The following is a 22,279-nucleotide window of genomic DNA, read 5'->3' on the forward strand; positions in this document are numbered from 1 at the left end:
GCGTGCTGCCGCGACACAGCCAGCAGCATGCCGGATTGGCAAAACCAGAAACGCTTCGAGAGCTGCTAACGTGACTCACCCGAATGAGCTGCCGCTTTCACCGCTTTCGGCGCTGCAATTCTATGCAACAGCGCCTTACCCTTGCAGTTACCTGGAAGGGCGCGTCGCACGCTCGCAGGTTGCGACGCCCAGTCATCTGATCAATTCCGACGTCTATACCGAACTCGTTCGCGCCGGCTTTCGCCGCTCGGGCGTGTTCACCTACCGGCCGTATTGCGATGGCTGCCGCGCGTGCGTGCCCGTGCGCGTGCCCGTCGAGCGCTTCACGCCGAACCGCACGCAACGGCGCGTGTGGAAGAAACACGGCGGCCTGATCGCGACGGTCGCGCCGCTGCATTACGACGAAGAGCATTACGCGCTCTACATGCGTTACCAGTCGGCGCGCCACGCGGGCGGCGGCATGGACCGCGACAGCCGCGACCAGTACGAGCAGTTCCTGCTGCAAAGCCGGATCAACTCGCGCCTCGTCGAATTCCGCGAGCCGCCCAATCCCGGCTATGCCGGACATCCGGATATGCCGGGCACGCTGCGCATGGTCAGCATGATCGATATCCTCGGCGACGGCCTGTCGTCCGTGTACACGTTCTTCGATCCCGAGCAGCCCCACACCAGCTACGGCACCTACAACATCCTCTGGCAGATCGAGCAGGCGCGCAGCCTGAAGCTGCCGCACGTGTATCTCGGCTACTGGATCCGCGAAAGCCCGAAGATGGCATACAAGGCCAATTTCACGCCGCTCGAAGGGCTCTTCGACGGCACGTGGAAGGTGCTCGATCCCGTCGCGCCCGATCTCTCCCCCGTCGGTGCCGCGAAAGGCGGCACACGCGGACTGCGCATCGATCGCGGCTGAAGCGCAGGCACACCGACGCTTCCGCACGCACGAAAACCGAAACGCCCATCGCCGCGGCGCCAAGCCGTTAAAATAGCGGGTTCTCATTTTTCAGCCGCCAGGCGTCCCGCCGTGTTCAGTTCCCTTTATCCGCTCGTACGCGCCCAACTCTTCCGCATGGATGCGGAAGACGCTCACCATCTCACCCTGCGCCTGCTGGGCGCGGCCGGCCGTACCGGCGTCGCGGGCGCGCTCGCGCCGCGCGTGCCCGATTCGCCGCGCACCGTGATGGGCCTGACGTTCCGGAACCCTGTCGGCCTCGCGGCGGGGCTCGACAAGGATGGCGCGTGCATCGACGGACTGGCCGCGCTCGGCTTCGGCTTCATCGAAGTCGGTACGGTGACGCCCCGCGCGCAGCCGGGCAACCCGCGCCCGCGCATGTTCCGCCTGCCGCAGGCGAACGCCGTGATCAACCGGATGGGCTTCAACAACGCGGGCGTCGATCAGTTCGTCAAGAACGTGCAGGCCGCGCGCTATCGCGGCACGCTCGGGCTGAACATCGGCAAGAATGCCGACACGCCCATTGAGCGCGCCGCCGACGACTATCTCTACTGCCTCGAACGCGTGTATCCGTTCGCGAGCTATGTGACCGTCAACATCTCGTCGCCGAACACGAAGAACCTGCGCCAGCTGCAAGGCGCGGACGAACTCGACGCGCTGCTCGCCGCGCTCAAGGACAAGCAGCAGCGTCTCGCCGACCTGCACGGCAAGCTCGTGCCGCTCGCGCTGAAGATCGCGCCGGATCTCGACGACGAACAGGTGAAGTCGATCGCCGACACGCTGCTGCGTCACAAATTCGAAGGCGTGATCGCGACCAACACGACGCTTTCGCGCAGCGCCGTGCAAGGCCTGCCGCACGCGGACGAAGCGGGCGGCCTCTCCGGACGGCCGGTTTTCGATGCATCGAACGAAGTGATCCGCAAGCTGCGCGCGGAAGTGGGCAGCGACGTGCCCATCATCGGCGTGGGCGGAATTTTCTCGGGCGCGGATGCGCAGGCCAAGCTCGATGCGGGCGCATCACTCGTGCAACTCTATACGGGCTTCATTTATCGAGGCCCTGCCCTCGTCTCCGAATGCGCGCAGGCGCTGGCAAGGCGCGCAGCGTAAGCCTGCAACAGCGCCGCCGCGGCGTGCCTGAGACGCCCAAAAGCGCGCCTCAGCGCGCCGCCACCGCATCGAGCCGCACGCCGAACCGATCGAAACGCGGCCGGTAGTAGTGGTCCGGATCGAGCGAGAACGCGACGCGGCGCGTGCGGCCCATCAGCTCGGCGCGCGGAAAGAAGCCGAAGTAGCGCGAATCCGCGCTGTCGTCGCGATTGTCGCCGAGCATCAGATACTCGCCCACCGGCACGGTCACAGGACCGAACGAGCGGCGCGGACTCGGCGCCAGTTCCGACAGCCGCACCGCGTGCGCCAACCCCGGAGACACACCCGCGACGCGCTCGGTCAGGTAGTCGCCCGGCGACACGGCATCGCCCGGCAGCGGCGCGAGCGCGAGTGGCTGATAGCTCGCCCGAGAACCGTTCACGTACAGCACGTTGTCGCGCATCGCAACGACATCGCCCGGCAGCCCGATCAGCCGCTTGACGATCAGCTCGTGCGCGGCCGACGAATCGATCGTCACGATATCGCCGCGCTGCGGCTCATGCAGATGCGCGATGGCGATGTGCGTGAGCGGGATGCGCAGATCGTAGGCCATCTTGTCGACCAGAATGCGGTCGCCCTCGCGGATGGTGGGCAGCATCGAGCCGCTCGGCACCACGTTCCAGTCGGCGATCGCGCTGCGAAACAGCACCATCAGGAAGATGAACGCGACGAGACTCTTGTACTCGCGCCACAGTCTGGCCAGCATGCGCATCATCGCGCTCCTCGCAAACGACATGGAAAACAACCTGCATACGTGATGGGAAACCGATGGGGAAACGATAGCGGCCGGCCGGGTTTTCATCCACAAGACCCTGAACCAGCCCGCGCCGATCCTACCACCACGCGCCCCCGGCGCGCAGTTTCACTCGCACGGGAACCGCAGTCCCAACGCCGCGCGCGCCGCATCGGCCATTGCGATCATCTGGCTCGATCTCGCGTGCGTCATGACCGGGCTTTCCAGTTGCCCGGCGCGGATCAGATCGCAGAAATGCGCCGTCTCGTAGTTCAGGCCGCCGCCTTCGAAGGGCGCATCGAGTTCGACCACGCGTCCATCCACATAGCGCACCGTCGCGCGCGCCGGATTCCACCAGTTCTCGTGAATCGTGACGTTGCCGCGCGTCCCCGCGATGAACGCATCGCCCTTGCCGAACAGATCGAGGCCGCAAAAGAGTTGCGCGATACCCTTCTCGTGCCGGCTGTTGAGGCTCGCGAACGTATCGACGCCCGTCGGTCCGAGCCGTCCCTGCGTCTGCACGTCGAGCGGTGCGCCGAGCCAGTCGACGGCCAGAAACATCTCATAGATGCCGATGTCGAGCAGCGCGCCGCCCGCGTGCCCGAACGACAGCGACGGATGATCGTCGGGCACGCCCGGCACCGAGCAGCCCGCGCGCACGAGTCCGATTTCGCCGATGGGATCGTCGGAAAGATGCTGGCGCAGTTGCCGATAGAGCGGATAGAACGGCGGCTTCATCGCTTCCATGAAGAGCCGCTGCGAGGCGCGCGCGCTCGCCAGCACGCTATCCAGTTGCGCCGCATTCACCGTAGCGGGCTTTTCGCACAGCACATGGATGCCGGCTTCGAGCGCTGCCGCCGCGTATTGCGCGTGACTGTCCTGCATCGTCGCGACGTAGAGCGCGTCGATACCGCTGTGAAGGAGCGCGTCGAAGCTGTCGAGCACCTGTCCGCCATGCTGCTGCGCAAACGTTTCAGCGGGAGCGCGACGGCGTGACCAGACTGCCGTCAGCCGCGTATGAGGAACATGCGCGAGGCTTTGCGCGAAACGATGGGCGATGCGGCCTGTGCCAACGATGCCCCAGCGTATCGTCGCGGGATGCCCGGAAGGGTCGAGGGTTGCTGCGTTACTCATCGGTCGTGCGAAGTGTCCATGCAGTGAGTGACAGCCGACATTGTCGCCGATGTCGCGTATCAAACTGCGGACAAGCGCCTTCCCACGGCCAGCCGATGCCGTGCCGAAACCTGCTTTGTCCTACTGTTCCGCCGATGCTGCCGGAGTTGCAGGCGTCGCCGGCAAATCGGGCACGGCGGCGCTCATGCGGCTCATCGAGAAGTCGATCAGCGCAATCGACCCCGCTTCCGCTTCCTTCGCATCGTGCCGCTCGATCGCATCGACGACCCGCGAATGCAGCCGCACCGTTTCTTCCCACGCACCGGTGGGCAGGTCGACGAGCGGCTTCAGCGCCTGCAGCGCGCCGCGAATGATCGCCGCCATCTGCTGGAAGAACTGGTTGCCGCTCGCAATCACGATGCGCGTATGCACCGCCTCGTCCGCCGTCTGATGACCGGGCTCGCCGGGCGGACTGTTGCGGAAAGCCTCGAACGCATCGCGAATCGCAGCGATGTCCGAGGCGTTGCCGCGCGTCGCCGCCTGCGCAGCCGCACGTGGCTCGATCAGCACGCGGAACTCGATCACGTCGCGCAGAAACGTCGGATCGGGCTTCGCACGGAAGCGCCAGTTCACGACGTCCTCGTCGATCATGCGCCAGTCGTGCATCGGCCTGATACGCGTGCCGATCTTGGGCCGCACGTCGAGCATGTGCCGCGCGAGCAGCATCGACAGCGCCTCGCGCATCACCGTGCGACTGACGTCGAATTCCTTCGACAATACGTCTTGCGGCGGTAAGACCGCACCGTATTTTTCTTCGACGATCCCGGTCACGAGGCCATCCATGACCTTGCTGACCAAGGACCGCTCTTTATTGGTTTGTTCCATCATCTTTCTCCCCGATGCGGCGTTTCTCGCCTGCGATGAATGTTGATCACGTGCCCTCGTGTCATTTCTTATTTTGCGAACATTACGTTGCTTCGCTTTATCTGGATGCGCCAGTCGGGAAACCACCCGAAAGGGTATTCCCTCCGATGAATTGTTTCGTTCGTGCAACGCGTCGTGAAGCGAAGTGTTGAAGCACAACGCAACCGCCCTGCGAAATGGGGAAAAATTTCATCGAAAGTACTGCACGCATACGTCGGATAATCCACTGCGGTTACATTCGTTACGTTTGTTACCAATCGAATCAATTAGCAGTCCGCATGCTCATACAGGCACGGTACCCGTATGATTTATTTCGTCCGCTCATTGAAAGCGCGCAGTACGCAGATTGTCTTTCTTCATACTCCTCCGTCAGCAACGGTCCGTTGCGACCGACCCATAACGTCCGCCGAAAAACACCAGCGGCGCCTGCTCGTCGAGCGCAAAGACCAGCACTTCTCCGATGAATAACGTGTGGTCGCCGCATGGATGGCGGTCGACGATACGGGTTGCGAAGCGTGCCACTGCCCTCTCCAGCAGCATCACGCCCGGCAGTCCGTCCACGGCGGCAAAACCGGGCACCAGCCATGTCTGCGGTTCGCCCGCGAAATGACGGCTATGCGGCTCCTGCTCGTTCGACAACACGCTCACGCCGAAATGCGTGTCGTCCATCAATCTTTCATGCATGCGCGCGCGCGTGCCGACCGACACGACGATCAGCGGCGGCTTGAGCGACCCCGACATGAACGCGTTGGCCGTCATCGCATGCAGCGATTCGCCGCTACCGCACGAGATCACGACGACGCCCGTCGCGAACCGGCCGAGCGCGTGCCGCAGCCGCCGTTCGTCGAGCGCCGGCTGCGCGACGATGTCGTCGTCGCTGACGGGAAGTGTGCGCGCATTCATGGGAACACTCCTCGAAGCGCCCTCATCGCATCGCCGCGCATGCGGGAGCGCGCGACGCGAAACGGATGCGCGCCACGAGCCACACTGTCGAACGGGATGAAGTCGGTCATTGACGATTATTCGGGCAAGGTGCGCGGGCAAGGTGCGCGTCGAAGTCAGATGGCTCATGCACATCATGAGCTTCGACGGCGCGATAACCCATTCAATCAGATCAAACGCGGGTGCTTCCGTACGCATGCACACACTGCGGGACGCAAGTGCTGCAGCGTGTGCGTCAGATGACCTTGCGTGGCGCCGCGAGCGGCTTGCGCGCGATGAAGTGAAACCACCATGCGTCGCTCGTCTCCGCGTCGGCGGAAATGCGGTTGCCCTCGCAACTGCCGAAGACGGCATCGATCGTATAGCCGAGCGACGCCAGTTGCCGGCGCTGTGCGCGCAACGTGGTGTAGACAATCACAATGCCGAAGAAATGCGCGGCGGCCGTCTTGATCGAGTAGCCGTCGAAATCGCGGTGCAGCTTCTTGTGGTGCCAGTAGTTGTACGTCGCGAGAGGCAGAACCCGTGCCGCGCGCCAGCAGCGCCACCCGAAGCGCAGCGGATTCGCCGTCAGACGCGGCAGCAGTTTCCACGGGCTTTCGGTAAAGCCCGGACCCTCGCGATTGTGCGTGGAAAAGAACACGAGCCCGCCGGGTCGGGTCACGCGCATCATCTCGCGAAGAATGCGCTCGCGATCGGCGTAGTCGACGCAATCGATGCCGTTCCAGCTGAACGTCGTCAGCGCGAAGCGGTCGTCGGGAAACGCCGACAGGTCGCGCGCATCCATCAGGCGCAAGTCGACGCCCGGATAGCGCGCACGCGACATGTCGAGCAGCTTCTTCGTGTAATCGATCCCGACGTAGTCGTGCGAGATCTGATGCATCAACGGTATCGTGCGCCCTGCGCCGATACCGATGTCAAGCAGCGGCTGGTCCCGGCATTCGTCCGCGACCCAGCTGAATGCGGCCGCTTCACCCGGATCGCTCCAGGTCTTCTCCATGGTGAACTCACGTGTTGCGTCGCGCGAATTCCATGTTCGCTGATTGACCTGATCTAGCGTAATTGGAAGATTCATCCTCAAGCTCCATAGTTAGCGACACTACCTCGCCTGAAACCTTATCGTTTGATTGTCTGCTGATTCTGGAGCCTTCGAAACCGCCCCGCCCACGGGCGTGGCGATAAAGCTCTCGCGGAACCACGCTTGCGCATCCTCCATGGCTGCCTTGCGCGCCTCCCGGGTGAACAATGCGTGGTCGAGCTGCGGCAGGGTCTTTGCACGAACCCTCGAATAGCGCCGCAGCAGGCGCGAACCCGCGCCGAACTGGATTTTGAGTTCTTCGAGGCCGAGGTCGTAATCCCCGTAGACCAGGCATACTTCCGCCCGTTTGGCCTCGATCTTCTGCAATAGCCTGCGCACTTCGTTCGGTGCGATAGCCACGCCTGTTGTCTGGTCGATCAGATCCGTGATGCGTAGAAACAGACTGCGTGAAAGCCGCTCGGAAAGACCGCGCACGATCCGCACGAGCGATGTTTCACCGCGCAATACGCGCATCCATTTGCCGGCACTCAGCGCGGAGCGCCGCAACACGCGTGTCGATGCCAGTCCTGCCGTGCCGGGCGTGCGCGCGGCGCCGTCCCAGACGAACTTCTGCAGATTCACCCCGAACGCGCCGACGATGTCGGGATGATTCGCGCATGCATGCAGCCCGTTGAACGCGCCGCCGCACACGCCGAATGTCACCACTTGCCCATAGCCCTGCGCGACCAGCCAGTCCGCGCCCGCCATCGCGTCGGCGCACGACTGCTGCGAATAGATCGTGTCGAGATTGACCTCGGCCGACAGCGGCGTGCTGTCGCCCAGTCCGCCGAGATCCATCCGCAACGATGCAATGCCCTGCGCGGCCAGCTCGCGTGCGAACAGCACGAAGATGCGGCCGTCCCCGATATGGTGGCTCGCCCCCGTATTGAAGAACAGGACGGCGGGCGCATCCGCGCGCGGCGCATCCGGTCTGCAATAGATGCCGAAGTAACCGCCGAACACGATCGGCCGCTCGACGGCCCGTTGCGCGTGCAAGCGCAGTTCGACGGCTGCGTGCGCTGCGTCCGTCGCCAGCGCCGCCTTTGCCGCGCACGCCGTTTCAGGCACTTCGCGCAGCCAGCGTGTGACCGCTTCGAACGCGTTGACGGGTTCCTCGCTGTACAACGCCTCGATCAGAAAACGATCGGCTTCCTCGAACGACTGACGTTCGATCAGCACGCCGTTCGCCGCATAGTGATCGACGAGCGCGCCTGCCCGCGCACGATCGCTCGCATCGAGCATCAGCACGCGGCGCGCGGGCCGGCGCGTGTTTTCGCGCAGATCGATCGCACCGAGCCGCGCGATATCGTCGCCGTGCAGGCCGAAGCCGAACGCCTCGACATACGCGGCCGAATCGGGAATCGGCACGGCGTTGATGCCGGCCGGCGTGCTCAGCCAGCTTTGCCGGTGAGCCCGCAATTCACGCACGTAATTCCTGCCCGACAACGCGGGCGACAACAGCACGAGTCCGTCGACATCGCCGATGCGTTCCGCCGCCAGCGCCGCGAGCGTCGCGCCCAGCCGCAAGCCGCACAGCGACACGCGCTCGACGCCCGTGCTCGCCTTCAGATACGAGACCGCGGCAGCAATGCTCGCGATCCACGCTTCGATCCTGCCGGGATCCTCTTCGACGCCGAGCGAATCGCCCGCGCCTGGATAGTCGAAGCGCAACACGGGCATGCCTGCCGCCGCAAGGCGCTCCGCCAGTTGCCGCCAGCCGCGATGCGTGCACAACGCGTCATAGCCGAACGGACTGCACAGTACGACGCCACTGCCGCCTTCGGCTTCGTGCAGCCAGCCGAAACAGCCGTCGAAGACGACAGGTTTCATCGATGATCCTTGCGATGGCCGTGCCGGTACGTGGCGCTTCCACGCGCGTCAGCCGGCTTTCTCGCCGCACGGGAAGAGGCGCGCGCGTCCATACCACTGGACGCCCGGCGCGAAGGTCATTTAAGCAAGCTCGCCGCTCCCGGCTCTGTGCGCCCCCGCACACTGCCGCCGCGTATGTGATGCATTGCAGTATCGCGGCGGCGCGAGACGGGACAAGGGTAGCGCGCGAACACGACAACGCTTGCGGGTGCGATGTGGGACGTGTTCGGCATCGAACAGAATGCGATGTATTGCGCCTCTACGATGGCAGCGCGATCCCAGCAAGTTGCCCTTTTTGGAAGGAGCGCATGTGGCAAACTCAATGGCCTCACCCCGCCCACTTCGATTCACGGTCAGCCTGACCGTGCTCCCACTCATCATCTGGGTGCTGTGTGTCGCCGCTATCAATCCCGTCGGCAATTTCCCGCTGAACGACGACTGGTCGTATGCGATTGCCGTGCAGCGTTTCCTTCAGACGGGCTATTTCCATCCAACCGACTGGACCTCGACGACGCTCGTCACGCAGGTGCTCTGGGGCGCGTTGTTCAGCCTGCCGTTCGGCACGTCGTTTACCGTGCTGCGCATCGCGACGCTGGTGGCGGGCGCACTCGGCATCTGGACCTTCGGCGCGCTGCTGCGTACGCTCGGCTGCGACCGGCGCATCGCCCTGCTTGCCACGGCCACGCTCGCGTTCAATCCGCTGCTGTTCGCGCTGTCGAACACCTTCATGACCGACGTCGGCTTCCTCACGCTGACGCTGGTGTCCACCTTCCTGTTCGTGCGCTATCTCGAACGGCGCCACACCGGCTATCTGATCGCCGCGCTCGCGGTTGCGGTCGCCGCCACGCTGCTGCGCCAGCTCGCGCTGTTTCTGCCCATCGCGATGGCCGTCACGCTGTTCTTCGAGCAGCGTCGCGAGCGTCGCGACCGCCAGGCGTTATGGCTCGCGGCAACCGGCATCGCCGTCTGCGCGGGTGCCATCGCGGGACTCGAATGGTGGCTGAGAATTCATGGCATGGTCCCCACCACTTATCACAACCAGTCGGAAAAGCTGATCTTCGCGCTCGAGAACATTCCCGAGAAGCTCCGCATCCTCGCGCGCAATGCGGTGGTCGCGGTGCTGTACCTGGGCTGGTTCGTGTTTCCCGTGCTGGTCTGGCGCGCGCCCGCGCTGTATCGCGCGGCGCAGCGCACGGCGACGGGCCGCATCGCGCTGCTCGGCATCACACTGCTGATGTCGCTGTCGCTCGTCGTGCTCGCCAGCACCGAGCGGCTGATGCCGCTCACCGACAACATCCTCATCGACAGCGGCATCGGTCCGCTCACGCTGCGCGACGTGTTCGATCTGGGATTGCAAACCGTGCCGCCGCTGCCCGTCGAATTCTGGGTATTGATGACTGCGGCGTCGCTGTTCGGCGGCGCACTGCTGCTCGCTGAAACGGCACTCGCCATGCACTGGCTCGCGCAGCGCTACCGCTCGCGCAAACCGGACACGACAGACGCGGTGCGCGTGTTCCTGCTGGCGGGCGCCATCGTCTACATGGCGCCGCTCGAATTCGCCGGCTACTTCGACCGCTATCTGCTCGTGCCTTTCGCGCTGCTCACTGCGTTGATCGCGATGCCCCGCCCGACACACATGCCGGCCTTCTCCGTGTCCGCACGCTCCGCGTGGATGCCGCATCGCGCGATCGTCGCCACGGCCCTCGCGACGCTGGCGTTGATGACGTGGTACGCGGTCGGCGGCACGCACGACTATCTGAGCTGGAACCGGGCGCGCTGGGAACTGATGACGCGCCTGTCTGAAGCCGGCATCACGCCGCGCTCCGTAGACGGCGGCCTCGAAGTCAACGGCCTGTATCTGTACGACGCGCATTACCGGACGACGGCGGGCAAAAGCTGGTGGTGGGTCCACGACGACCAATACGTGATCTCGTTTTCAGTGCTGCCCGGCTACCGGGTCGACACCCGCGTCGACGTCAACCAGTGGCTCCCGCCGTTCCAGTCGAAGGTGCTCGTGCTCCGACGTCTTGCGCCGTAGAGGCCCATCCCTGCGCGGTCAGCCGCGCGGGTGCCCGCTGCATCGATTCTGTACGGGCGGCAACAGACGTATCCCTGGCGTAAAGCGACTATCCACGCATCGTTTCCTGTGCCGCGGGCGCAGTCCTCGATAGCGAGTCGGCCATGCTCTTCAACAGCTTCGAATTTCTGTTCGGTTTCCTGCCCGTCGTCTTCATCGTGTTCTTCATGATGGGACGGCGCAGTCCGCTCGCCGCGGCGGGCTGGCTCGCGTTCGCGTCGCTCTTCTTCTACGGCTGGTGGAATCCGCATTTCGTCGCGTTGCTGATGCTGTCGATCACGGGCAACTATCTGACGGGCCGCGCGCTTTCGCAGCGCCAGCACACGCCCGCCGGCAAGCGCCTCCTCGCGCTGGCGATCGCCGGCAACCTGCTCGTGCTGGGCGTGTACAAGTACAGCAACTTCTTCATCTCGACACTCGACCAGTCGCTGGGCGCGCATCTGCCCGCGCTCGATATCGTGCTGCCGCTCGGCATTTCGTTCTTCACGTTCACGCAGATCGCGTTTCTGGTCGACGTGTATCGCGGCATCGCGACGGAATTCAACTTCATTCACTACACGCTGTTCGTCACGTATTTCCCGCATCTGATCGCGGGGCCCGTGCTGCATCACAAGGAAATGATGCCGCAGTTCGCGAACCGCGCCTCTTACCGGATCGTGCCGTCGAACCTCGCGATCGGCGTGCTGTTCCTGACCATCGGCCTCGCGAAGAAGATCCTGCTCGCCGACAATCTCAGCCCCTATGTATCGCCCGTTTTCAGCGCGGCGAACGACGGCGTGCCGCTGAATCTGCTCGCCGCGTGGACGGGCGCGCTCGCGTACACGTTCCAGCTCTACTTCGATTTCTCCGGCTACACGGACATGGCGATCGGCATTTCGCGCATGTTCAACATCGTGCTGCCGCTCAATTTCAATTCGCCGTACAAGTCGCGCAATATTGTCGAGTTCTGGCGCAACTGGCACATGACGCTGTCGCGCTTCCTGCGCGACTATCTGTACATTCCCCTCGGCGGCAACCGCGACGGCGCCGTGCGCCGCTATCAGAACCTGATGATCACGATGGTGCTGGGCGGCCTGTGGCACGGCGCGAACTGGACCTTCGTGATCTGGGGCGCGCTGCACGGGCTGTTCCTGTGCGTCAATCACGCATGGCGCTTCGTCGCACGCGGCAGGGTGGAAGGCTGGGAGACGCATCGCAGTTACCGCGTGCTGAGCACCGTGCTCACCTGTCTCGCCGTGATCGTCGCGTGGGTATTCTTCCGTGCGCCGTCGTTCCATGCCGCATTCGGCGTGCTGGGCGGCATGGCGGGACTGCATGGCATCACACTGCCCGATCAGCTGCAGCACATCGTCACGAAGCTCACCCATCATCACGCGACGTTCGTGCAGTTCGCCGCGCCGTGGCAGGCACTCGTGCCGTATGGCATGGCCGAAGCCAAGAAATGCCTGCTGCTGCTCGCCGTGAGCGCACTGATCGTGTGGGCCTGCCCGAACTCCCAGCAGATCGTCGCGCGCCTCACGCAGCCCGCGCGCGCGCTCACCTTCCGGCCCGCCCGCACGATCGCGCTCGCCAGCGGTTTCGCGTGCGGCGCGACCTTCATCTGGTGCATGCTGTTTCTCGCACGCAAAGCCGAATTTCTCTACTTCCAGTTCTGAGATCATGAGAGCGCGCACCTTCTTCATCGGATTCCTGCTGCCCATCGCGATCTTCGTCGCCGCCGTGCTGCTGTCGTTCGCGACGGGCATCCGGGTGCCCGCGCCGCGCATCTCGGCCAGCGAGGCCTTCAACGAAAAGAGCGCGTGGCTGCGCGAGCGGCTCGCGCCGACGAACTGCGATGTGCTCGTGATCGGCTCGTCGGTTGCGTTGAACGATGTCGACGGCCGCGAAATCGCCGCGCGACTGAAGACCTCGAACGTGATCAACGCGGCTTCGTGGGGTCTCAACATCGAAGATCTGCCGACCTTCTACGCGCACCTCACGCAGCACTGCAAGTTCCGCACGGTGATCCTCGCGACGACCTACGTCGATTTCGAATCGCACTGGGAAAAAGGCATCGACTGGCATGCGTTCGAGCGTTATCTGTCGGGCGACCAGTTGAAGCCGTACATCGAGTCGCCCGATCTGTACTACTACACGCGGCGCATCACGGCAGGCTGGCGCGATCGTACGCATCCGGGCAATGTCGATTCGCTCGATTTCGATCACGGCGGGTCGGTACTGCTGTCGTGCGGCCGGCACGACCTGTCCGACGACCGCGTCTACGCCTACCACCGAAACACCATATCGTCCGCAAGGCCGACGGCATTCAAGGCCTTCCAGCAACTGACCGCACAGATCCGCGCGGACGGCGCGCGCTTCGTGATCGTGTCGACGCCGATCGAAGCCGTCGCGCGCAAGGAATTCGGCGCAGCCGCGATCCAGGCGTTCTGGCAACCGATCGAAACCTTCGCGAGAGCCCAGCACGTCGAATTCGTCTATGGACAGACGCAGCTCGCGCTGGAAGACAACGCCTTCGTCGACTATCTGCACCTGAACCGCTGCGGCGCAGAACGCTTCACCAGCTGGTTCCTCGACTCGCTGCATCCCACCACCTCATGAACGGCAAGGACACGCGATGAACGCTCGCAATCTGGTGATGCCGCCCGGCACGTTCCGCATGACGCTCGCGTGCATGGTCTTCGTGAGCCACGTGATGCCCCTCGCGCTCGGCGCGGCCGCCGTGTATCTGTTCTTCGCGCTGAGCGGCTACTGGATCTATCAGATGTGGCACGCGGAATACGCGTCGCTCGACCGGCCTTATACGACCTTCATGGCGTCGCGCGTGTGGCGTCTGTTGCCTGTGTTCTACGCGACGCTCGTCGTGCTCGCGCTCTGCGTGCATCCGCTCGGGCTGTTTGCGTTCCATCTGCCGGACGGCTGGTCGTGGGCGTCGGCGAACTTCTACGCGTCGCATCTGCTGCTGCTCGGTTACGCGGATCTGGAGTCGCCCGGCAACATCATTCCAACCGTCTGGTCGCTCGATATCGAACTGCAGTTCTATCTCGTCGCGCCCGTCGTCATCGCGATACTCGACCGCTCGCAGCATCGCTCGCCCATGCGGCTCGCGCTCTATGCCGTGGCCGTCGGCGGACTGGCCGTGCTGTTCACGGTGTACGGCTTGCGGCCCACCACAGGGTCGCTGCCGCTCTATCTGGCGTTCTTTCTGTGCGGCATGCTGGCCGCGCGCCACGCGTGGCGTCCGACGGCCGTCCAGGCGCGCACGAGCCTGCTCGGCGCCGCCGCGTTGCTGTTCGGCTGCATCGCGCTGCCGCATCTGCGCGAGCTGTTTCTGTGGGGCAGCTTTTCCGGTCCGCTGTCGCAATACAACGCGCAGGCGAACGGCGTGCTCGCGCTGCTGCTCGTGCCTTACGCGATGGCGACCGTGCGCCGCCCCGGCTCGCGTACCGACCGCGTGCTCGGCAATCTTTCGTATGAGGTGTACCTCGTCCACGGCGCCGCGCTGACGATCTTCCTGCAGCACTTCGGGCATCTGTCGCGCGTCGCGCGGATTCCGTACATCCTCGTGATGCTCGTCGCGGTGGCCGCGATCTCCTGGCTCATCTACCGGTATGTCGACGAATACTCGGAGAAACTGCGCCGCGCCTACGTGAAAGCGCAGCAGCGGCGCACGGAAACGGTGCCGCCCGCGACGGCGGGCACCGCGTGACGTTGCATTTGCGGCCCGCCTGGATCGGTGTGCAGACGCACAAACAGGCGGGCGCGCGACGGGCAGAATGTCTCTCGAGCGCGGCGCCGTTCCGGCTGCCGGCCGCCCTCGTCGAATCGCCCCGTCGCGATACACCATGATGCCCAGACCCAGCCTGAAACGAAACGCGCTGTTCAATTTCGTGGGAAGCGCGCTGCCGATGATCGTCTCGCTGGTGACGGTGCCGCTCTACCTCGAACACATCGGCGCCGCGCGCTACGGCGTGCTGGCGATCGTGTGGATGCTGCAGGGCTATTTCGGCTACTTCGATCTCGGGCTGTCGGCGGCGACCGCGAACCGGATCGCCCAACTGTCCGACGCAACACCCGAGGAGCGCGAATCGGTATTGTGGACGGCGCTCGTGCTGAACGCCGGGTTCGGCGTGATCGGCGGACTGCTGCTGTTCGCGCTCGCACGCGTACTGCTCGCGCAGTTTCACATCGATCCGTCGATCAACGCCGAAGTGCTCGCCGCGTTGCCGTGGATGGCCTGCTCCGTGCCTCTCGCCACCGTCGCCGGGGTGTTTTCCGGCGCGCTGTCGGGACGCGAGCAGTTCGGTCCGCTCAACACCGTGCAGTTCACGGGCATGCTGATCTTCCAGATCGTTCCCCTCGTGACGGCGATCGTCAAGGGACCGAACCTGCAATACCTGATTCCCGCCGCGATTCTCGGCAGTGCGGCGTCGCTGATGCTGATGATCGCGATGGTGAGCGCGGTGTTCCCGCTGCGCTTCGCGGGCCGTCCGCGCAGGCGGCTCGTCAAGCCGCTGTTCTCGTATGGCGCGTGGATCACCGTGACGAATCTCGCCAGCCCGCTGCTCGAAACGGCCGACCGGCTGCTGATCGGCAGCATGCTCGGGCCACAGGCGGTGGCGTGGTATCAGGTGCCGTTCAATCTCGCCGTGCGTGTGCGGATTCTGCCAGGCGTGATTGCGCGCACGCTGTTTCCGCGGCTGTCGGCGCTCGAATCGGCCAATGCCACCGAGCTTGCGGCATCGGCCGTGCGCGGGCTCGCCGCCGTGATGACGCCGATGATCGTGTTCGGCATCTTTCTGATGCAGCCGTTCCTGATCCTGTGGACGGGACATGAGTTCGCGTCGAAGGCGGTGTCCGTCGGCGCGATCATCCTCGCCGGCGTGTGGATCAATTCGCTCGCCTACATACCGTGCAGTCATTTGCAGGCGATCGGCCGGCCGGACATCGTCGCGCGCTTTCATGCGCTCGAACTGGTGCCGTTCATCGCGTTGCTGTGGTGGGCGCTGCACAGCTTCGGCCTGCTCGGCGCGGCGTTCGCATGGAGCGCGCGCTGCACCGTCGATGCACTGCTGCTGTTCGCCGCTTCGCGCTTCGGCGCGAAGCTGGCGCGGCATCTGATCGCGCCCGCGCTGCTGGTGATCGCGGCGCCCGTCGCGACGGTGCTGTTTCCATGGCCGTCGTGGACCAACGTCGCCGCGTGGGCATGCCTCACGGGCACGGCGATGGCGTGGTCGTTCGCGACCGAACCGCTCGTGCGCGCACGCGTGCTGCGCGCGATGTCGTCGATGATCCAGCACACGTGGCGGCGCGCATGAGCATCGCACCGCGCGGCTGGCTGTTTGTCTTTACCGGGTAGAAGCATCATGCGCATTTCGATTGCAATGGCGACCTACAACGGCGCACGTTACATCAGGCAGCAGCTCGACAGCCTCGCCGATCAGACCGTGCTGCCCTTCGAACTCGTCGTCACCGACGACGGCTCCACCGACGATACCCTCGCGATCATCGAACGCTTCGCCGAGCATGCGCCGTTCGAGGTGCGCATCTTCCGCAATCCGCAGCGGCTCAACTTCGCGGACAACTTCCTGCGCGCGGCATCGCTATGCCGTGGCGACTGGATCGCGTTCTGCGACCAGGACGATGTCTGGATGAAGGACAAACTCGAATGCGTGAAGGGCGCGGCGCACGGCGACGTGTCGATGATCGTGCATCGCGTGAAATCCGTCGACGCCGATCTGCGCCCCATCTCCGGCCGCGGCATCGAGTGCCGCGTGCGGCGCGGCAGCGGTCCGCAGCGTTTGCCGCCGTTCGGCTTTTTCTCCGGTCTGTGCATCACGTTCGACGCGGCGCTGCTGCCGCTGCTGACACAAAGTCCGCGCTTTCCCGACGCGTACGACCAGCGCTATGAAGCGGCGCACGACCGCTGGGTGTCCGCCATCGCCGACGCCGTCGGCGGTGTGCGCTTCATCGCGAGGCCGCTCGTGCTGTACCGGCAGCATGGCAACAACGCGTGCGGCGCGTCGCCGACGGGCGGTGTCGGCATTGCGCTCGATCTCGTCGCGGCGGCGGGTTCGTCGGTGTACACGACGGGCGCGGCGCTCGCGCAGGATTACAGCGAAACGCTGCAGCGCCTTGCCGCATCGCCCGAGGGCGAGCGTTGGAAGACGCGGCTCGAAGCCGGCGCGCGCCGTTATCGCGCGACGCACGACTATCTGCTCGCGCGTGCCGCCTTCTACGAAACGACGCGCTTCCCGGCGAAACTCGGCGCGTGGCTCGCGATGAGCGCGCGCTGGTCGTATCGGTTCAATCCCGTCCGCCCTTCGCTGTTCGCGTTCGGCAAGGACTTTCTGGCTGTGTTCTTCAGGTTAGCCTAGCAATAGGAAGGTTCTTCGCAGATTGCCGGAGAGGCTCTGGTCGACCCTGAGCAGCCGCTCGTCGATGAGTGCCTTCGATGGCGGCTTGCGAGGTACAACGGCCGTTCCTTTCGCGGATCGAGTCAACCGTCGCATCAGGCCGATGCGACGGTCTGGATCCGAGTTGAGATGGTGCGTTATTGCGCACCCACAGTGGTAACGGGTACCCACTTGGCATTTCGAACCTGATAAAGCGTCGAGGTCGGATTCTTGAGATCGCCGCTTGAATCAAATGAGATCTTCCCGGTGATACCCGTGTACTCGGTTGTTCTGAGTGCGTTCATGAAGATTTCAGGCTTTGCGGAGTTGGCCTTCTTCATCGCATCGATTGCCACCCACGCGCAGTCGTACGAGAACGGCGCGAACGTGAGTGGATCGGCCCCGAAGCGCTTCTTGAACTTCTCGGCGAATGCCTTGCCCTGCGGCAGCGATTCGACGGGTCTGCCGTACTCCCATGCCATCGCGCCTTCCGCTGCCGTTCCAGCAATCGAAGTAAAGATACTGTCAGCAATGCCGCCGCTGCCAACGAATTGCGTATGCATGCCGAGTTGCCGCAAACGCTTGATGACTAGTCCCGCCTGTTTGTTGCTGCCGCTATAGAACAGAAGATCGGCATTGGCCGCCTTGATGTTTGTGAGCTGGGCATTGAATTCGACTGCTTTGTCATTCGTGTATTCTTCCGACACGATATTACCGCCCGCCGCCTTCACGGCTTTCTTGAATTCCTCGACGGCTCCTTGACCGAATGCGGTCCGATCATCCATCACGGCAATGCGTTGCGCTTTCGTGACATTGACAGCGTATTGTCCGGCCGCGCCTGAGTTCTGCGTATCGGTTGCGATGATCCGGAAAACATTCTTCAGCCCTTGCTTCGTGATCGCAGGATTCGTCGCGGCGGGATCGATCAGCGGAATCCCGGCACGCGCGAAAATCGGTGCAGAAGGCAACGCGACGCCCGAGTTGTAGTAACCGACGACAGCGACCACGCCATCGTCGACCAGTTTCTGCGCGACCTGCACCCCGACGCGGGGATCGCCCTGATCATCGACAGATGCAAGTTCGAACCGCACGTCCTGACCGCCGAGCTTGAGATGCTGCGCATTGGCTTCCTCGAGCGCCAGCCGCACACCGTTCTCCATGTCTTTGCCGTCCGCTGCGCCAATGCCAGTCAGAGGTGCCGATATGCCGACCTTGACGGTCGTTTGAGCGGAGACAGGCCCGTTGCATAGCGCAAGCGCAGAAACAAGGACTAAAAGAGGGGCTCGGGTAAGATTGATCATCATTTCAGTCTCTCTGCAAAGTGCGCGGGCCTCAGGTCCGCAGGAAGGTCAAACAGCACTTTTGAGCTATCCATTAAGACAGTTCGCCTGTGCTCTTCTGAACTGACGTAGCTGGCATGCGCTCTAAAGTGATTTCAGACGCTCGACAACGTATTGGCTGATGATGAGATCCAGGTACGCACCGCCGGCATTCTTATAGACCGTCCGGTCCTGATCCTTGCGATGGACCACTGGCATCGCGCACAGATCGAACAGGTCTCCTTCGATCTGCCCGGCGCGAATCACCTGAGCCTGCATCGGAATCTGGATGTCACCTGAATGCGCAGCGTTCTGTCGGTCATCTACGAAGATCCGCGCGCCTCTGAACACATCGCAATCGGCCTCCTGCATATCCGGCCGGTAGCCGCCTACCAGATCGACATGAGTGCCCGGACGAACACATTTCCCCCTGATCTGAGGAATGGATGCGCTAGTGGCCGTGGTCACGATGTCCGCGCGAGCCACGGCAGCGTCCAGGTCATCGACGATGCGTACCTCGATGTGTTTTGCCTCAAGGCGAGCGCGTGCTGCCTCCAGCCTGGACGGCGTACGATTCCACAGGAGCACTTCGCGGATGGCGGGCCGGATGTGCAGATACGCATCCGTCAATGACTGCGCAACCGGACCGGCGCCTAGCACAAGGAGCACTTCGCTGTTTTCGCGGCTTAGTTTTTTTGCCGCCAGCGCTGAATCGGCTGCCGTCTTCCAACGTGTAATTTCCGGGCCATCCAGCGCGGCGACGATGCCTTTCGTGTGTTCGTCGAGAACCACGAACGCGGCCTGCTCCGTTGGCAGCGGAGGGCTTGCAGCGCTGTTCGCCGGATAGAGGGAGGCGATCTTGAAGCCCGCACCCTTGCCCGGCAGAATGACGCCCCGGCTGAACAGGCCGAAGCTGGCATCCCCGATGAAATAACTATCGCCCAGGGGCCGCGAGCCCGAATGCCCTTCCTGCAGCGCGTCGAGAACGCCATCCCAATCCAGTACCGACCTGATTTGCTGCGCTGAAATGGTCCGCATGATGCACGCCCCTACATCTGCGGCCAGATGTCGCCCAAGGTGTAACCCTCGGGAAACGGATCGTCGTGGTCGACCACGATGGTATTGATGCCGTGGATCCAGCTGGTGCCGGCCAGCGTCGGCACCACGGCGGCGCGATCGCCGATGCGTGCCTCGTCCACCAGACGGCCGGTGAAGACCGTACCGAGAATGCCCTGATGCCTGAAATCCTGATTCAGCGGCAACTCGCCTTTCGCGTGGAGCACAGCCATCTTCGCGCAGGTGCCGGTGCCGCATGGGCAGCGGTCGATCGCGCCCGTCCAGGTGGACGGATCGTCCCAGGAAAGCGGTCCCGTGGGCATAGTGACCACGTTCTTCCAGTCTGCCCGCGGGTCGTCTGTGGGGCCTGATAGCTGCGAGATGGTGATCCCCACGCCCGGATAATCCGGGTGCGCAACGGGCAGTTGCTCGATGGCGGCCTGACGAATCAGGGCGGACACCCGCGTAATCTCTTTGCCGTGTTCGGGCTTGAGTTCAAGCCCCGGGAACTGGCGCACATCGGCAATGGCGTAGAACATGCCGCCCCAGCCCACATCAACGCGTACCTTGCCCAGATGCGGCACGTCGATGACGGCATCGAGGTGCGCAGCGAAGGCCGGCACGTTCCTGAACTTCACACTTTTGACCTTACCGTCCTTGCATTCGGCCGTGATGCGGATCAGCCCGGCGGGCGCTTCCAGCGTCAGCTCCGTCACCGGCTCCTGCATCGGCAGCATGCCCATCTCCAGCAGCACGGTCGCCACGGAGATAGTGTTACCGCCCGACATCATCGGGTATTCGACCTGCTCCAGAATGATGTAGCCCGCATCCGCTTCCGGATGACACGGCGGCACGATGATGTTGCAGCAGTGCGCCGGATAGCCGCGCGGCTCGCGCAACAGCAGCTTTCGCAAGCCGTCGTCATTGGCCTCCAGCCATTTCATCTTGGCGTAGACAGTGTCGCCGGGAATGTGCGGAATGCCGCCGGTGACCACGCGCATGGGAATACCCGAATGCGTTTCCACGGCGTGAATGGTTCTTTTGAAGCCCATGTGCTGATTTCCTCTATGCCGCCGACCGGATGCGGCGTAAGAGGAAATTTATTTCAGTTTCGCGGATAACTTAAACGACATTTCTTCCCGCATGGCTTCAACTTTTCGTTGAAGATCGACGCGGGCCAGATTGTCGTCCGCTGCCGGGCACGGCGCCGGGGCGACGCTAGCTCTCTCAGCGTTTGGGCTGTTTGGGCTTTTTGAGGACGGGACTCGCTGCATCGTCGGCAGCGGGCTGCATGGCGAGTTGCTGCTTGATCCAATGACAGAACGCCTTGCACACGTCGGCGTCGGCCTTGTCTTTTCGAACAGAGAGATAGTGGCCGCGATTCTTCATCACGGTTTTGTGAGGCAGCGGCCGGATCAGGTCACCCGATTCGACCAGGTTTCCGACCAGATGATGCCAGCCCAGCACAACGCCCTGATGAGCGAGGGCCAGCTGGACGATGCCGGGATAGTCATTGCTGGTGAATAGCTGACGCGGAATGTCGGCGCGCCAACCGGTGTCTACATCATGCAATGCGAGCCAGACCTTCCAGTCGATATGCTCGGAAATTTGCGAACGGCCGTAGGCGCTGATATCCAGCAGGGACATGCCCAGCAGTCTTTCCGGCGTCTCAATTGGGCCGTGGGTTTGTAGATATTCCGGCGTGCAGACAGGATAGACCTCATCGTCGAACAGGTGCTCGCTGTCATATCCGTCACGCATGCTGGCGAGCTTGGCGATGAACACGTCTGGTTGCACACCCGCTTCCATTGAAATGAAATTGTGCGTGGCCAGAACCGTGAGTTCGATATCCGGATTCGCCTGAATGAATTCAGGCAACCGTTTGTGCAGCCAAAGTGCAGAGAACGCGGGTGAGCAGCATACGATGAGTGTCTTACGGGCAGGAATCCTCTTCCGCAGGCGCTCAGCGGCCTGATGAATGTTGATCAGTGAAAGCTGGGCTGCATCCTTGAACATCTCTCCATCGGCAGTCAGAATAACTGCCCTGGCCGACCGGACAAAGAGCTCTGTACCCAGGTAGTCCTCCAGCTCTCGTACCTGCTTACTGACCGCTGCGGGGGTAATGCTCAAAGCGTTGGCAGCACCCGTGAAGCTCTTGAATTTCGCAGCTGCTAGAAATGACTTGATGGCTCGCAAAGAAAGCGCACCGATCAACGTTTCGCTCATTTCAAACTGAGTCGCCATAACGATTTATACCGGCGTAAAGAGAGTGGCAGGGTCCGCCGCCAGGAACATCCATGATTACATCAAACAAGAACACTGTTGCGAGCCGAGTGGCTGCTTGTGCAGTGTAGCAGCCGTCCCAATGGCATGGTGATGCATCAAGAGAAGGTCTCTTTATGGCCGACTACAGCCTGCCTCGCAAACGGCCTCCCCGAAAATACGCGAAGAATCGAGTAGGGGACGGGGTTACCCCCGTCGCCCTCTCACACCACCGTACATGCGGTTCCGCATACGGCGGTTCATTAAACACACTGGAAGCGCCGCTGGGTATCCGGCAGCGAAACTAACCCTGATACGTCAAAGAAGCTCTTGGGGTAGGCCGCGTTCATGTGACTCGCTCCGGCGTTCCACCAGGGACCGCGTCCGTTGCTTGCCGACTTCCATGCCCGCGTTGGGTCCAG

The 22,279-nt window shown here is 63.3% G+C and carries 18 protein-coding genes; 8 read left to right on the forward strand and 10 right to left on the reverse strand.

All coding sequences use genetic code 11. The annotated features are described in order from the left end of the window. Window positions 1-70 precede the first annotated feature (70 nt). Together G3N95_RS35835 and G3N95_RS35840 are read left to right on the forward strand one after the other, a co-directional pair. Window positions 71-910 (forward strand): arginyltransferase, encoded by an 840-nt coding sequence (locus G3N95_RS35835; protein ID WP_205974811.1) that lies wholly within the window; start codon window positions 71-73, stop codon window positions 908-910. Window positions 911-1,021: 111 nt separating this feature from the next. After that, the gene (locus G3N95_RS35840; RefSeq protein WP_205974812.1) at window positions 1,022-2,056 is read left to right on the forward strand and encodes a quinone-dependent dihydroorotate dehydrogenase; all 1,035 of its coding nucleotides are present in this window, start codon (window positions 1,022-1,024) and stop codon (window positions 2,054-2,056) included. A gap of 49 nt (window positions 2,057-2,105) precedes the next feature. Here G3N95_RS35840 and lepB read toward each other — a convergent pair whose 3' ends face one another. The 6 genes from lepB to G3N95_RS35870 form a co-directional block, all read right to left on the reverse strand. After that, on the reverse strand, window positions 2,106-2,807 hold the full coding sequence (gene lepB, locus G3N95_RS35845; protein ID WP_205974829.1) for a signal peptidase I: 702 nt from the start codon (window positions 2,805-2,807) through the stop codon (window positions 2,106-2,108). A 150-nt stretch (window positions 2,808-2,957) separates the two neighbouring features. Further along, complete coding sequence (locus G3N95_RS35850; protein ID WP_205974813.1) at window positions 2,958-3,962, reverse strand: Gfo/Idh/MocA family oxidoreductase; 1,005 nt, start codon at window positions 3,960-3,962, stop codon at window positions 2,958-2,960. A gap of 120 nt (window positions 3,963-4,082) precedes the next feature. Then, on the reverse strand, window positions 4,083-4,826 hold the full coding sequence (locus G3N95_RS35855; protein ID WP_205974814.1) for an FCD domain-containing protein: 744 nt from the start codon (window positions 4,824-4,826) through the stop codon (window positions 4,083-4,085). 408 nt (window positions 4,827-5,234) lie between these two features. Beyond that, complete coding sequence (locus G3N95_RS35860) at window positions 5,235-5,768, reverse strand: flavin reductase family protein (protein ID WP_205974815.1); 534 nt, start codon at window positions 5,766-5,768, stop codon at window positions 5,235-5,237. Between the two features lie 274 nt (window positions 5,769-6,042). After that, on the reverse strand, window positions 6,043-6,879 hold the full coding sequence (locus tag G3N95_RS35865) for a class I SAM-dependent methyltransferase (RefSeq protein WP_205974816.1): 837 nt from the start codon (window positions 6,877-6,879) through the stop codon (window positions 6,043-6,045). 24 nt (window positions 6,880-6,903) lie between these two features. After that, window positions 6,904-8,712 carry an alpha/beta hydrolase gene (locus tag G3N95_RS35870; protein ID WP_205974817.1) on the reverse strand — a complete coding sequence of 603 codons (1,809 nt, stop codon included), beginning with the start codon at window positions 8,710-8,712 and terminating at the stop codon, window positions 6,904-6,906. A 361-nt stretch (window positions 8,713-9,073) separates the two neighbouring features. Between G3N95_RS35870 and G3N95_RS35875 the strand changes: the two genes are divergently transcribed. The 6 genes from G3N95_RS35875 to G3N95_RS35900 all read left to right on the forward strand — a co-directional run bounded on the left by G3N95_RS35875 (window position 9,074) and on the right by G3N95_RS35900 (window position 17,202). After that, window positions 9,074-10,789 (forward strand): glycosyltransferase family 39 protein, encoded by a 1,716-nt coding sequence (locus G3N95_RS35875; RefSeq protein WP_205974818.1) that lies wholly within the window; start codon window positions 9,074-9,076, stop codon window positions 10,787-10,789. 143 nt (window positions 10,790-10,932) lie between these two features. Continuing rightward, a complete protein-coding gene (locus tag G3N95_RS35880; RefSeq protein ID WP_205974819.1) occupies window positions 10,933-12,483 on the forward strand; it encodes an MBOAT family protein in 1,551 nt (516 codons plus the stop codon). A 4-nt stretch (window positions 12,484-12,487) separates the two neighbouring features. Next, a complete protein-coding gene (locus G3N95_RS35885; protein WP_205974820.1) occupies window positions 12,488-13,426 on the forward strand; it encodes a hypothetical protein in 939 nt (312 codons plus the stop codon). Between the two features lie 16 nt (window positions 13,427-13,442). After that, a complete protein-coding gene (locus tag G3N95_RS35890; RefSeq protein ID WP_205974821.1) occupies window positions 13,443-14,534 on the forward strand; it encodes an acyltransferase in 1,092 nt (363 codons plus the stop codon). A gap of 136 nt (window positions 14,535-14,670) precedes the next feature. Then, complete coding sequence (locus G3N95_RS35895) at window positions 14,671-16,143, forward strand: flippase (RefSeq protein WP_205974822.1); 1,473 nt, start codon at window positions 14,671-14,673, stop codon at window positions 16,141-16,143. A gap of 48 nt (window positions 16,144-16,191) precedes the next feature. Continuing rightward, window positions 16,192-17,202, forward strand: coding sequence for a glycosyltransferase family 2 protein (locus G3N95_RS35900; RefSeq protein WP_205974823.1), 1,011 nt, complete (start codon window positions 16,192-16,194; stop codon window positions 17,200-17,202). A gap of 176 nt (window positions 17,203-17,378) precedes the next feature. On the opposite strand, the gene G3N95_RS35905 is transcribed toward G3N95_RS35900, so the two are convergent. The 4 genes from G3N95_RS35905 to G3N95_RS35920 all read right to left on the reverse strand — a co-directional run bounded on the left by G3N95_RS35905 (window position 17,379) and on the right by G3N95_RS35920 (window position 21,821). Next, window positions 17,379-18,521, reverse strand: coding sequence for a branched-chain amino acid ABC transporter substrate-binding protein (locus tag G3N95_RS35905; protein ID WP_205974830.1), 1,143 nt, complete (start codon window positions 18,519-18,521; stop codon window positions 17,379-17,381). 123 nt (window positions 18,522-18,644) lie between these two features. After that, window positions 18,645-19,577, reverse strand: a complete 933-nt coding sequence (locus G3N95_RS35910) for an ornithine cyclodeaminase (protein WP_205974824.1) — start codon at window positions 19,575-19,577, stop codon at window positions 18,645-18,647. A gap of 11 nt (window positions 19,578-19,588) precedes the next feature. Next, the gene (locus G3N95_RS35915) at window positions 19,589-20,647 is read right to left on the reverse strand and encodes a proline racemase family protein (RefSeq protein WP_205974825.1); all 1,059 of its coding nucleotides are present in this window, start codon (window positions 20,645-20,647) and stop codon (window positions 19,589-19,591) included. Window positions 20,648-20,822: 175 nt separating this feature from the next. Beyond that, a complete protein-coding gene (locus G3N95_RS35920) occupies window positions 20,823-21,821 on the reverse strand; it encodes a LysR substrate-binding domain-containing protein (protein WP_241019146.1) in 999 nt (332 codons plus the stop codon). Between the last annotated feature and the right edge of the window lie 458 nt (window positions 21,822-22,279).

Origin of the sequence: Paraburkholderia sp. Tr-20389, assembly GCF_017104565.1 — a bacterium.
Classification (GTDB): Bacteria; Pseudomonadota; Gammaproteobacteria; order Burkholderiales; family Burkholderiaceae; genus Paraburkholderia.